The following is a 12,981-nucleotide window of genomic DNA, read 5'->3' as shown; positions in this document are numbered from 1 at the left end:
GCCCTGAGCGCACGTCGCGCTTGGCCCCATGCCGCCGGTCCGCCTATAACTTCAACACCGGATGATGCGCGGGCGGCGGCAGACAGCGACGATGTCCATCTTCATCTCCTATTCGCGTCTTGACACCGACTTCGTGCGCCGCCTGCACGCAGGCATCGTTGCGCATGGACGCGAGACCTGGGTCGATTGGGAGGGCATCCCGCCAACAGCCGACTGGATGAGGGAGATCCACGCGGCCATCGATGCGGCTGAGGCCGTCGCCTTCGTGTTGAGCCCAGACTCGATCAGGAGCGCCGCCTGCCTGAAGGAGTTGGAGCACGCCAGTGCCCAGAACAAGCGACTGATCCCCCTCGTCTGCCGGGCGGTCGATCCCGGCGAGACGCCGCCGGCGCTGGCGCGGCTCAACTGGGTGTTCTTCACCGGTGACGGCTTCGACAAGGCCTTGCACACCCTGCTGTCTGCGGTCGACACCGATCTCGACTGGGTGCAGGCCCACACCCGTCTGCTGGTGCGCTCGACCGAGTGGCAGCGAAAGGCGCGCGAACCGAGCCTTGCACTGCGCGGCGCGGATCTGAAGGCGGCCGAGCAATGGCTCACCGAGGGCCCGAAGAAGTCCCCGCCGCCGACCGAGTTGCAGACCCGCTACATCCTCGAAAGCCGTCGCCAGGCGGTGAGACGCCGATACCTGCTGCTCTCCGGCGTCAGCGCGGCCCTGATCATTGCGGCCGCGCTGGCCACGCTCTTCCTGCTTCAGCGCGAGGAATCGGGCCGCCAGGAGGCGATCGCCATTTCGCGCCGGCTGGCCGCCCTCGCCGAGCGGATACAGGACACCCCCCTCGAGTACTCCGACGATCCCAGTCGCCTGCACCTCAGTGTGCAACTGGCCGCCGAGGCCTTGCGCCGCGTCGACGCGGTGGGCGAGCACTCCGTCGAAGCGGACCGGGTGCTCCGCGCCGCGCTGGCGCGCCTGCCCGAGCGCATCGTCCGCCTTGGCGACGAGGCGACCCCGCCTATCGACGCGCTGGCCTTCCTGGGTGACGCCCGGATCGTCACCGCCAGCAGAGCAGCGTCGACCAGCACGGTCTGGAACCTGGACAACGCCCGACCCGCCGAGGGCGGCACGGCCGAGACCGATGCAAAAGAGGTCGTGCTCAGTCCGGACGGCGGCACGATGACAACGATCGAGCCGGAGCATGCGGGAGGCTGGGTCGCTGTGCGCGACGCACGCAGCTACGCTTTGAAGGCACGCATCAAGGACTCGGCCGACGCCGTGGCCGTTGCGCTCGCCCCGGGTGCCGCCTACGTGCTCGTCATCCGGGAGAAGTGGCGGCCCGAGCAGAACCGCTACGAGCCGCCCGCGGCGACACTGTGGCAGTTGGGGCCCGATGGCGACGATGTGCGGGAACTCGTCAAGCTGCCGTCGCTCTTCGGGCCTGTATTCAGCCCTGACGGTCGCTATCTCGCGGCCCTCGGCGAGAACGATGAACCGCTGATCTGGTCTCTCGAGAGCCTGAGCAGGGGCGAGCCGTCGCCCTGGCGCTCTCTGGCAGCCGATGCCCCGCAGGCAGGGCAACCGCTCTTCAGTCCGGATGGCCGGCATGTGGCGATCGCCTACGGCTGGAGTCCGGGGCGCATCGGCGTATGGACGGTGTCCGATGGATCGCGGATCCACGACCTGGCGGTGCCGGACGCGTCCTACCTGATCGCCGTCGCGCCTGGCGGTCGCTACCTGGCCACGGTCATGCAGCATGGCAGCGCGTCCCTGGTCCGCGTGCTTGACGCCGAGCAGCAGTGCGAGATCGCGCAGGCACTCGTCAACACGAGCAGCCCCGTGACTGCATTTGCTCCCGCTGGCCGGCGGCTGTCGATTGGTGCCGGCAAGGGCGTCGAGGTCCTGGCCTTCCCGTCCGGCTGCGGTGACGAAAGGCAGCTCGATGCGCTCGCCGGCGCAGTCGCGATCGGCTTCTCGGGCGACGACGAACAGCTCAACGTCGTCACGCAGTCGGCTGAGGGCTTCACGCTCCATCGGCTGGCGCTGCCTGACGCTCAAAGCCTTGTCAGCACGCCCCTGGGATCGGCCGATCGCCTGCACTTCAGCGAGGATGGAAGCGCGTTGGCGCTCGTATCCGGCACCCGGATACGACTGCTCGAGATCGCCAACGGCACCGAACGCGCGCGCGCCATTGCGCCCGAGGTCGTGCAGGCGCTCGCCCTGAGCCCCGATGCGGGCCGTCTGGCTGCGGTCACTCGCGGAAACAGGCTCCAGGTCTGGGGCGGCGCGTCCTTGCAGGCGCTTGCATCAGCACCGCTACCCGAACCGCTCGATGCGAACATCGGTTCGCTTGCCATCGAGCCGCAGCGGGTCATCGCCGTCACGCGGGGCAAAGCGACCCGCATTGGCGAGCCCCTCAACCTGCAGTCCTGGACGTTGCCGGCAATGGCGCATGCCTCGGCCCGCATCGGCCAGGATCGAAGCGGGTTCGCGGCCGACGTCTGCGGCCTCAGCGTCGATGGCGCTCGCCTCGCAATCAACGCCGGCGTATCGGGAATCCGCGTGCGCAATACCGTGTCTGGAGAGGACATCGCGATGCTGGACGACCCGGGCGGGCAGCGCCGCTGCCGGTTCAGCGCGGACGCACGCCACCTCGCGGTGGCAACGGGAGGCATGGTGCAAGTCTGGGATGTGGTGCGGCAACAGGAGGTCGCCCAGCTCAAGGCCTCCAGGGGCGTGGGCAGCCTCGCCTTCAGTCCCGGCGGCCGCTATCTGGCCGCGGTGCTGGACAACGGCGCGGTGGGATTATGGCTGCTTCGCCCGCGGGACCTGATCGAGGACGCCTGTACGCGCCTGCCGGAGAACATCTCGCAGGGCAACTGGGAGCGATACGTCGGCAGCATGCCCTACGTCGCATTGTGTCCAGCGCTGGACCGGTGAGCCTTGGGCGTGGGCTCGCCCGGCACGCGCGAGCCCACGGCGGACCACTCAGATGGCCAAGGCCTTCACGCGACCGGCAACACGCGCATCCACGCCATGCCCCAGGTTCGGGAAGAGCTCGACGGTGACGGCCGCACCGAGCGCCTGCATCGTGTCAGCGGCCATGAGGCTGTAGCGCGGATCGATCACCGGATCCTGCTCGCCGTGCAACAGATGCACCTGCGTGTGTGCCGGCGCTACGCGCGGTGGCGAGGCAAAGCGGCCGGCGAGCGAGATGACGCGCGCCGCCACGGTTCCGGGCAGCTGGGTGGATTCCAGCGCCATGATCGCCCCCTGCGAGAAGCCGATCAGCGTGGTGGCGGCGGCGTCCACGCCCGCCCTCGCCTGCCAGTCGCGCACACAGCGCACGAACGACGGCATGGCCGCGGCGATGCGCGCGGGGCGGCTGTCCTCGGTCACCCCGCGCACCGAGAACCACTGCCAGCCGCTGCCCAGGTCACTGGGCTCGGGTGAGCGCACGCTGACCACCCAGGCGCTCGGGTCGGCCTCGGCGAGCAGGCGGCCGAGCGGTACGAGGTTCTCGGGGCGCGAGCCGACACCGTGGAACAGCAGGATCAAACGCGCCGCTGGAATCGAAGCGTGTTGAACGATGAGATCTTGATCGGACATTGGTCGGGCCTCAGTTGGGCAATGCGTTGTTGGCGGCGGCACCCTGCATCGGCGTTCTCCAGTGGGGGCGGAGATGGCCTGGGACGACCGGCCGGTGTCGTTTCGGGCCCTCGCGGGCCCGGATCCCCAAGCCGGCACTCAGGCTTTGGACACGTTACGGCTGAGCGCCGCATCGATCGACGCGCGGCCGGCGCCACTCAGCATCAGCGACACCGCAACCGCCAGCAGGGCGAGGCCAAATTCGTAGCCGTTGTTGCTCATGAACAGGCCGTTGCCGATATGGACGGCGAAGATCGCCACCAGCATCGCAATCGCGAGCACCGCCGCTGCCGGGCGCACCAGCAGGCCGATGATCAGTGCCAGGCCGCCGAAGAACTCCCCGCTGCCGGCGAGCAAGGCCATCAGATATCCGGGCGCCAGGCCGATCGAGGCCATCCACTGGCCGGTGCCTTCGAGGCCGTAACCGCCGAACCAGCCGAAGAGCTTCTGCGCGCCGTGGGCGGCGAAGATGATGCCAACCGGGATACGGAGCGCGAGCGCGGCCCAGCCGGCGTTGGTGGAGAGCAGACGATTGATCAGGGGATGAGTCATGGTGTTTCTCCGTGGGGTCGTTTTCGGTGTGTTGGTCTGGCGTCTTTGCGATGCGCTAACCATGGGCAGCACTTTACTGCGCACGAAATTCGGGATAAACAGCCATCCAGGCGATAAACTGTTCCACCAATAGACACAATTGAGGCGGTGCGGCGGGTTTTCGACCGCCTGGCCGGGATGGACGCGCGGCTAGAGGGCAAGCAGTGCCTGGTGGGCGAGCAACTGACTCAGACCGACGTCCGCACCTTCGTCGCGCCGGATCAGCGCAGCAGCAGCGTCGGGATGGTCGCGGTGCGCAGCAGGTCGGTCGTCTTGCTGCCGAAGATCAGCGCACGCAGCGGAGAATGGGCATAGGCGCCCATCAACAGCATGTCGATGCTGCGCGCCTTGATCTCGCGGGCAATCACCGCCTCGGGATCGCCCGCGAGGATGTCGGCCACCACCTCGAAACCCGCAGCGGTGAGCGTGTCCTTTGCCCAGGCGATCTGCTTCGGTGCATCCGCGCCTTCCTTGCCGGCCATCACGATGTGGATCGGCAGGCCCTTGAACAGCGGGCTGTTGGCGATCATGTCCACGCCCTTGCGCGTCACTGCGCTGCCGTCGAAGGCAAGCATCACATGCTCGGGCTCCTCGAAGCCCTCGGTCACGGTGAGAATGGGCTTATGCACGGCCCGCACCACGCGCTCGACGTTCCGCCCCAGGTCGCGCTGCGTGGTCTCGGCCGATACCCCGCGACGACCGAAGACGAAGAGGCGCACGCTGTCCTCCTGCTCGGCCAGCGTGTCGTCGAGCGCGCCGTGGCGCTGGCGCATGTCGGCCGACGGCGCGCCGGCAGCGAGCGCGCGTTCGCGCAGGCGGTTGAGGAAGATGCGCCCCTGCTCGCGCTTGGCACGGGCGATGGCGGCGTCCTTGTCGCTGAGATTGCTCAGCAGGTGCTCCTGGGCATTGATGCCGATCGCGCCGCTGTGGTCCTCGCCCGAGCCCTGTTCGGGGTGGCGGTCGATGACATGCAGCAATTCGAGTGGCGCATCCATGCGGCGCGCGGCCCAGGCGGCGTAGTCGGCGACGGTGTCGGCGAATCGAGACTGGTCCACGCAGGCCAGCACTTTCTTGTCTTGCTTGCGCATGCTGCTCTCCTCAGTGGCCGGTGAGCAAATCGGCGCCGTCGCCCTTGTCGTGCACGGCGAACTTGTCGACCAGCGTCGCGCTGGCTTCGTTGAGGCCGATCACTTCCACCTCCGTGCCCTCGCGGCGGAACTTCACCACCACCTTGTCCAGCGCGCTCACTGCGGTGATGTCCCAGAAGTGGGCGCGCGATACGTCGATGACGACCTTGTCGATCACTTCCTTGAAGTCGAAGCCGGCGACGAAAGCATCGGCCGAGGCGAAGAACACCTGGCCGGTGACGGTGTAGCGGCGCAGGCGGCCTTCGTCCTCGGCGAGCGAACGGATGCCGAGGATGCGGCCAACCTTGTGCGCAAAGAAGAAGCCGGAAGCGAGCACGCCGACCAGCACGCCTTGCGCCAGGTCGTGGGTGGCGACGGTCACCGCCACGGTGGCGATCATCACGATGCTGGAGCTGGGCGGATGCTCACGCAGCCTTCGGATCGAGTTCCAGTCGAAGGTGCCGATCGACACCATGATCATCACTGCCACCAGCGCCGCCATCGGGATACGCGCCACCCAGTCGCCCACCAGCATCAGCAGCGCAAGCAGGAAGAGACCGGCCGACAGCGTCGACAGCCGGCCGCGACCGCCGGATTTCACGTTGATCACCGACTGGCCGATCATCGCGCAGCCCGCCATGCCGCCGATGAAGCCGCTGGCGATGTTGGCCACGCCCTGGCCGACGCATTCGCGGTCCTTGTTGCTGGGCGTGTCGGTGAGGTCGTCGACGATGGTCGCAGTCATCAGCGATTCGAGCAGGCCCACCACCATCAGCGTCAGCGAGTACGGGAAGATGATCGCCAGCGTCTCGAAGTTGAGCGGCACGTCCGGGATCAGGAATACCGGCAGGCTGTCGGGCAGCTGGCCCATGTCGCCGACGGTGCGGATGTCGAGCTCGAGCACGATCGCCACTGCCGTCAGCACGACGATGGTCACCAGCGGCGACGGAATCGAGCGGGTGACGTACGGGAACAGGTAGATGATGCCGAGACCGGCGGCGGTCATCGCGTACACGTGCCAGGTGACGTTGGTCAGTTCCGGCAGTTGCGCCATGAAGATCAGGATGGCGAGCGCGTTGACGAAGCCGGTGACCACCGAGCGCGACACGAAGCGCATCAGCCGTCCGAGCCGGATCCAGCCGGCGATGATCTGCAGCACCCCGGTCAGCACCGTCGCGGCAAGCAGGTATTGCAGCCCATGGTCCTTGACCAGAGTGACCATCACGAGGGCCATGGCGCCGGTAGCGGCCGAGATCATGCCGGGGCGCCCCCCCGTGAAGGCGATGACCACCGCGATGCAGAAAGAAGCGTAGAGCCCGACCTTGGGATCGACGCCGGCGATGATCGAGAAGGCGATCGCCTCGGGAATCAGCGCCAGCGCGACGACGAGACCGGCGAGCAGATCGTTGCGGACGTTGGCGAGCCAGTCCTGGTGGAGGGATTTCATTTGTCGTTATGTGTCCGTCAAGGGTTGACGCATACCCGGGAACGGGACGCGATGAACTCACGCCAGGCAGCTTCGCAAATGGGCGCAGTGCCCCCTGTGCCCCGACCAAGCGGGGGTGACGGCACAATCGACAAGCCCGCGCGGCGGCGTCGATTCAAGCTGGAAACGGTGGTGCAAGCGAACGGATTGGGGCAAGCCTCGCGCGAGCGTGGAGGCAAAGCAACAACTCGCAGTGAGGGGCAAGGCTTACATGGGTCGCTTGGTCTGATGTTGTGAGGACGATTTCGGCGGGCGCGCGCATCAATCCGAGATGCTCGCAGCCGAAGACGGCAGGACTCTAGCCGAATTGCTGCAATGCAGCAAGCCTCGAGCGCGCTGCACGCAACCAACGGAGCCGTTCGGCGCCTTCATGATCAAGAGCAGCGCCTATGGCCCCTGGCGCACTTCTGCACCGGCGCCGACATCCTGGATCCAGCCCGGTCGCATGCCGCATCAAGGCCAGCGTGCGCAGCACCCAGACGGCCCTCGCGGAAGGGCCGGCTTCCAAGCGAGATCGCTTCCAACGCTGCTTCCTCGAGGACGACTTCCGCGAAGGCCTGCAGGCCTTCATGGACGAGCGGGCGCCGGTGTTCCGCCAGCGCGAGCTAGGCGATACGCGTCAAGGCAGTGCGCACGGGGCCTGACAGAAGTGCCACCATAATCAGTGCCAACGTAGACGGAAGAGGAACTGGATTGGGCGGCCCCCCGCCGCCGACCATTGCCATGAGGCCGGTGGTGCTGAAGTTGCTGGCGATGTCGATCGGCGAGAAGGCATCCGACGGATTGAGGTTGTTGACCAGGTCGTCGTAAGTCGCGTAGCTGCGAAAGACCAGCTCCTGGTTCGCGCCCGCATCGTCGTCGCTCGAACATGAGCGTATAGGGCACTGCGGCTGCCGCGCCTGAAATCAGCATTCCAGCCCCCGTGATCATCGCGCATATCCACTTCATGGCCTGCTCCTTCTCTGCCGAGGTTCATCTGGACACTCAGCCGCCGCACCAGAGGCAGGATCTTCGATCGCCTTGGTCCTGTGACCGCTCCTCAAGCGGTCGACGCGGTCGCCGCCGCCTCCGCATGGGTCGCCCGATGCGCGGCGGCGTTGACCTCCGAGTCAGTCAGGGTGGCTGAAGCAAGACATGCGCCACGTCCGCGAGATTGCTCCATCTCAAGATGTTGGCGGACGTGACCGTTCGGCCCTTCACCGCGACCTGGACAAGCTCCGACGCCGTTTCAGCCTGCGGGACTGATCTCAGGACGACCGTACCGTTTGACGTGAAGACGCAACTCAGGGGCGCAACGAACCTCGCGGAGCTCACCCCAGGTCCGCGCGTTGTAAAAAATTCCGACACTCAACCTGCCCCCGCACCGTCTCGAATCACACTTCTCAGATACCGCTCCCACCTCGGCTGAACTGCCGTTCGCCTCGGTCGCATTCACGCGGATGCCCTGAGTCGCATAATCGAGTCCGGCCACCTTGCTCAGACCGAACCCTGCGCGCCGTGAACCGCCGAGCTGACCGGCAAAGCAGGCTAATATCCATTCCTTTCCAGCCGAGAAATCGCTTTCGATGCCACTCCCCGCAGATCAGCTCGCCGAATACCTGGCCTTCGCAGAACAACTGGCCGATGCCTCGGCCGAGGCCATCCGCCCCTATTTCCGATCGCAACTCGAGGTCATGGACAAGGGGCGCCAGGTGTTCGACCCCGTCACCGTCGCCGACAAGGCGGCCGAGCAAGCCATGCGCAAGTTGATCCGGGACCGCTACCCGACGCACGGCATCCTCGGCGAGGAAGATGGCGCTCAAAGTGGCAGCAGTCCGCTGACCTGGGTGCTCGATCCCATCGATGGCACGCGTGCGTTCATCACCGGACTTCCGTTGTGGGGCACCCTCATCGCCCTCAACGACGGCCATGGCCCGGTGCTCGGGGTGATGAACCAACCCTTCACCGGCGAACGCTTCATCGGCACGACAGCCGGTGCCCGGTCCAACGGGGCCCGGCTGCGGACGCGGTCGTGCGAAAGCCTGTCGTCGGCGGTCCTGATGGCCACGACGCCCGACATGTTCCAGACACCCGAGCAGCGCGCCGCGTTCGACGCAGTCGCGAGCCGCGCCCGGCTGACGCGGTATGGCGGCGACTGTTACGCATACTGCATGCTCGCCTCGGGGTTCGTGGATGCAATCGTCGAGGCCAGTCTTCAGCCCTATGACATACAGGCACTGATCCCCATCATCGAGGGGGCGGGCGGCGTTGTGAGCGCCTGGGACGGCAGCTCCGCCCAGAACGGCGGTGCGGTCGTTGCCTGCGGCGATCCACGCCTGCATGCGCAACTCGTCGAGCACCTGCGGCACGCCTTGTGACACCAGGCGACCGCTTCACCCCGATGCTTGCCGCGCCGCCTTGAGATGCTCGGCGGGCCGCTATGGGTTGGCGGCTCCACCTGGCCCGTGATCCGGTCGAGACCGCCCGACACTCATTGCACGACAGCCACCACCCACTCCACCACCGCCTCTGCGAGCCGGTCGGACGCCCCGCCAAAGGCCTGCACGACCGCCGGCACGGCCGTATCGGTCGCCGTCTGGCGGAACTCGAAGCGCTGGCTGGCGACGATGCGCTGGGTGTCGGGGCGGTACAGGCGCGCATCGAGGCGAACCACAACTTCGGGCCGGCCGTCGCGGTATTCGGTCTGGAAGGCACGCAGGTCGCTGTCGATCTCGAAGTCGGCGTGCAGGCGGCGCTCGTCGCTGCTCAGGGCGGCAATCCGCCCGTCGGCGCGGAAGGCGTCGAGCAGGCGGTTACGCACCAGGATGGGGGCCGGGTCGCTCCAGCCCGCGCCCTTGTAGATGCTGACGAGGTTGTCCTCGGGGATGACCACGATGCGCTGGCCGGCCAGATGCACGCCGGCGGCCGGGCGGGCGATGCGCAGCGAGATCGGCAGCGACTGCTGTGCGCTGCGGGGGGATGCGGCGGGCTCGCCCGCCGGCAGCAGGTAGACGTCCACCGGCTCGGCCTTGGGCAGGATGGTGCAGGCCGACACCAGCACGGCGGCGCAGGCCAGCGCCGCGCCAGTGCGCAGGCGACCGAGGAAGCGGGAGGAGCCGAAACCCTTGCGGTCTGCGTTCATGGGGTGAATTCCTTGGTCGGTTCGAGGCCGAGCAGATAGTCGGCGGGCCGGTCTTCGAGCTGGCGCGTGATGGCACGCAGCGACGCGAGCGTGCTGCGCAGCTCGCCGATCGCCGGGCCCAGTTCGGCCAGCCCGCGCATGCCGCTGTCGAGCTGGCCGCGGTTGTCGGCGACCAGGCTGTCGAGGGTGATCATCGCGCGCTCGAAGGCCTGCATCGAGCGCTCTGCGCTGTTCAGGGTGCGCGTGCCCTGCACGTCGATCAGGCGGTTGGCCGCGCCCATCGCGCGCGTCGCCTCGGCCAGCGCCGCGTTGGCCTGCTGGCTGGCAAGGGTGAGCTGGCGCAACGCCTCGCTGACGTCCTGGCGCTGCGCGGCCAGGCCGGCGGTGGTCTGCTCCAGGTTCTGCAGCGTGCGGCCGATGCCGGCGACGTTGTCGGCCGAAAACAGCGCCCGCGCCTGGATCAGCAGTTCGTTGACGTTGAAGACCACATCCTCGCCGTCGGCAAGCAGGCGGCTCATCGGCGAAGGGGTGGCGATGATCTGCGCCACCTCGTCGTCGCGGCCCTGCAGCCTGGTGCTAGCCGCATCGTCGCCGCTGGTCAGGCGGATGATCGAGATGCCGGTGATCCCCGCCGGCACCAGGCGCGCGCGGGTATCGGTGCGCACCGGGGCCTCGCTGTCGACGCGCACACGGGCGATGACGCGGTGGGCGTCCTGCGGATCCAGCCGCAAGCCGGTCACTTCGCCGATGCGGATGCCGTTGAACTCGACGGTGCTGCCGCGCGACAGGCCGGTGACCGCCTCCTGGAAGACGATGTCGTAGACCTCGAACTGGCGGTCGCTGTCGGCCTTCGCCAGCCACAGCGCAAACAGCAGCGCGGCGCCGATGACGAGCACGGTGAACAGGCCGATCAGCACGTGATGGGCGCGGGTTTCCATGTCAGGTTTTCTCCGTTGCCACGGCAGTGCCCGCCACGGCGAGGGCCGCCGCCCGGCCGCGCGGGCCGTGAAAGTACTCGCTGATCCAGGCGTCGTCGCAGGCGGCGACCTCGTCCAGCGCGGCGTTGATCAGCACCTTCTTCTGCGCCAGCACGGCGACGCGGTCGGTGATGGTGTAGATGGTATCCAGGTCGTGGGTGACGATGAACACCGTGAGCCCGAGCGCATCGCGCAGAGTCAGGATGAGCTGGTCGAAGGCCGCCGCGCCGATCGGGTCGAGGCCGGCGGTGGGTTCGTCGAGAAAGAGGATGTCGGGGTCGAGCGCCAGCGCCCGCGCCAGCGCCGCGCGCTTGACCATGCCGCCAGACAGGTCGGACGGGTATTTTTCCCCCGCCAGCGCGGGCAGGCCGGCGAGCGCGATCTTGAGCGCCGCCAGCTGCGCCGCCTCGCGCGCGCTCAGGCCGGCGTGCTCGATCAGCGGCAACGCCACGTTCTCGGCCACCGTCAGCGACGAGAACAGCGCGCCCTTCTGGAACAGCACGCCGAAGCGGCGCTCGACCGCCATGCGCTGCGTCGCCGGCAGGGCCAGCAGGTCCTGGCCGAACACGCGCACGCTGCCGAGTCGCGGCCGGTTGAGGCCGACGATGGTGCGCAGCAGCACCGACTTGCCGGTGCCCGAGCCGCCGACCACGCTCAGGATCTCACCGCGTCGCACGTCGAGATCGAGCGCCTCATGCACCACCTGCGCGCCGAACTGGTTGCGCACGCCACGCACCTCGATGATGTTGTCGGCGGCGCTCGCCGGCCCCGCCGTCACCAGCCCATCTCCATGCAGAACAGCGCGGCGATCGCATCGACGACGATGACCACGAAGATCGACTGCACCACCGCCGAGGTGGTGTGCTCGCCCACCGACTGCGCGCTGCCCTGCACGCGGAAGCCTTCCAGGCAGCCGATGACGGCGATCAGGAAGGCGAAGATCGGTGCCTTGGCCATGCCGACCAGAAAGTGGATGAGGCCGACGTTGCTCTCGAGCCGTGACAGGAACATCACCGGCGAGATGTCGAGCGTGAGCGCCGACACCAGCATGCCGCCGACGATGCCCGACACCATGGCGACGAAGCTCAGCATCGGCAGGGCCAGCAGCAGCGCGTACACCCGCGGCAGCACGAGCAGCTCGATGGGGTCGAGGCCGAGCACACGGATCGCATCGACCTCCTCGTTGGCGCGCATCGAGCCGATCTGCGCGGTGAAGGCGCTCGCCGTGCGGCCGGCGACGATGATGGCGGCGAGCAGCACGCCGAATTCGCGCAGGAAGGAGTAGGCGATCAGGTCGACGGTGAAGATGCTGGCGCCGAAGTCGGCGAGCACGGTGGCGCCGAGAAAGGCCACCACCGCGCCGACCAGGAAGGTGAGCAGGGCGATGATGGGCACCGCGTCGAGGGCGGTCTTTTCCAGGTTGGCGACCAGCGCGGTGATGCGCCAGCGCCGCGGCTGCACCATCACGCGCAGGGCGGTCTCGAGTATCAAGCCGATGAAGCCGGTGAGGCCGACGACGTGTTGCCAGAACACGCCCATGGTGCGGCCGACGTGTTCGAGCACGTCGGCGAGCGCATTGCCCGCCCGGGGTGGCGCGGCCGCCTCGACGTCGAGCGCGCTCGCCACCGCCTTCAGCAGCGCGCGGCGCTCGGCGGGCAGCGCGCTGGCATCGGCCGCCAATTCGGCCAGCCGCTGCGCGCCGAGCAGGCTGTGCAGCAGCTTTGCACCGGCGGTGTCGATCGCGCCGAGCGCGCTCGGGTCGATGCGCACCTCAGGGCCGATGCGCGCGCGCAGCGCCGCGGCGCGTGCGTTCAGCGCCTTGTAGTGGGCCAGCGTCCAATCACCCGTGAGGCTGAGCAAGGCCCCGCCCCCCGCGGCGTCGGGCGTCAGCTCGGCGCGCCCGGGGCTCGCCAGCACGCGGTCGAGCGGCCATAAGGGATGGGTGGATGCAGACATGGTTGGACGTCTCGCCTTGCGCTTGAAGAATCGTCAGTGTGCGGGAGTAGCCAGACAGGGAATCCCGCGCTGGGTTCGCGCCG

Annotated in this window: 11 protein-coding genes; 3 read left to right on the top strand and 8 right to left on the bottom strand. The window is 67.9% G+C overall.

Annotated features, from left to right (window positions below; all coding sequences use genetic code 11):
- The first annotated feature begins 91 nt into the window (after positions 1–91).
- Complete coding sequence (locus tag ACMV5O_RS04540) at positions 92–2,932, top strand: TIR domain-containing protein (RefSeq protein ID WP_416162375.1); 2,841 nt, start codon at positions 92–94, stop codon at positions 2,930–2,932.
- A gap of 48 nt (positions 2,933–2,980) precedes the next feature.
- On the opposite strand, the gene ypfH is transcribed toward ACMV5O_RS04540, so the two are convergent.
- The 4 genes from ypfH to ACMV5O_RS04520 all read right to left on the bottom strand — a co-directional run bounded on the left by ypfH (position 2,981) and on the right by ACMV5O_RS04520 (position 6,805).
- Positions 2,981–3,601, bottom strand: coding sequence for an esterase (ypfH, locus tag ACMV5O_RS04535; RefSeq protein WP_416162374.1), 621 nt, complete (start codon positions 3,599–3,601; stop codon positions 2,981–2,983).
- Between the two features lie 138 nt (positions 3,602–3,739).
- Positions 3,740–4,192 carry a DoxX family protein gene (locus ACMV5O_RS04530; protein ID WP_416162373.1) on the bottom strand — a complete coding sequence of 151 codons (453 nt, stop codon included), beginning with the start codon at positions 4,190–4,192 and terminating at the stop codon, positions 3,740–3,742.
- Positions 4,193–4,452: 260 nt separating this feature from the next.
- Positions 4,453–5,319 (bottom strand): universal stress protein, encoded by an 867-nt coding sequence (locus ACMV5O_RS04525; protein ID WP_416162372.1) that lies wholly within the window; start codon positions 5,317–5,319, stop codon positions 4,453–4,455.
- 10 nt (positions 5,320–5,329) lie between these two features.
- A complete protein-coding gene (locus ACMV5O_RS04520) occupies positions 5,330–6,805 on the bottom strand; it encodes a SulP family inorganic anion transporter (protein ID WP_416162371.1) in 1,476 nt (491 codons plus the stop codon).
- Positions 6,806–7,308: 503 nt separating this feature from the next.
- Here ACMV5O_RS04520 and ACMV5O_RS04515 point away from each other — a divergent pair.
- Positions 7,309–7,488: a hypothetical protein gene (locus ACMV5O_RS04515; RefSeq protein ID WP_416162370.1), complete on the top strand. Its 180-nt coding sequence runs from the start codon at positions 7,309–7,311 to the stop codon at positions 7,486–7,488.
- Between the two features lie 921 nt (positions 7,489–8,409).
- Entirely contained in the window at positions 8,410–9,201 is a 792-nt protein-coding gene (gene hisN, locus ACMV5O_RS04510; RefSeq protein ID WP_416162369.1) for a histidinol-phosphatase, read from the top strand.
- Positions 9,202–9,314: 113 nt separating this feature from the next.
- Here hisN and ACMV5O_RS04505 read toward each other — a convergent pair whose 3' ends face one another.
- Genes ACMV5O_RS04505 through ACMV5O_RS04490 form a run of 4 tightly spaced genes read right to left on the bottom strand, consistent with a single transcriptional unit; the run spans position 9,315 to position 12,898 of the window.
- Entirely contained in the window at positions 9,315–9,965 is a 651-nt protein-coding gene (locus ACMV5O_RS04505; protein WP_416162368.1) for an ABC-type transport auxiliary lipoprotein family protein, read from the bottom strand.
- Positions 9,962–10,903 (bottom strand): MlaD family protein, encoded by a 942-nt coding sequence (locus ACMV5O_RS04500; protein WP_416162367.1) that lies wholly within the window; start codon positions 10,901–10,903, stop codon positions 9,962–9,964. The genes ACMV5O_RS04505 and ACMV5O_RS04500 overlap by 4 nt, the downstream gene beginning before the upstream one ends.
- A gap of 1 nt (position 10,904) precedes the next feature.
- Complete coding sequence (locus ACMV5O_RS04495; RefSeq protein ID WP_416162366.1) at positions 10,905–11,720, bottom strand: ABC transporter ATP-binding protein; 816 nt, start codon at positions 11,718–11,720, stop codon at positions 10,905–10,907.
- Positions 11,717–12,898, bottom strand: a complete 1,182-nt coding sequence (locus tag ACMV5O_RS04490) for an MlaE family ABC transporter permease (RefSeq protein WP_416162365.1) — start codon at positions 12,896–12,898, stop codon at positions 11,717–11,719. The genes ACMV5O_RS04495 and ACMV5O_RS04490 overlap by 4 nt, the downstream gene beginning before the upstream one ends.
- Positions 12,899–12,981 lie beyond the last annotated feature (83 nt).

Source organism: Thauera sp. WH-1, assembly GCF_047806685.1.
Classification (GTDB): domain Bacteria; phylum Pseudomonadota; class Gammaproteobacteria; order Burkholderiales; family Rhodocyclaceae; genus Thauera.
This window is presented reverse-complemented; position numbering and strand designations above follow the sequence as displayed.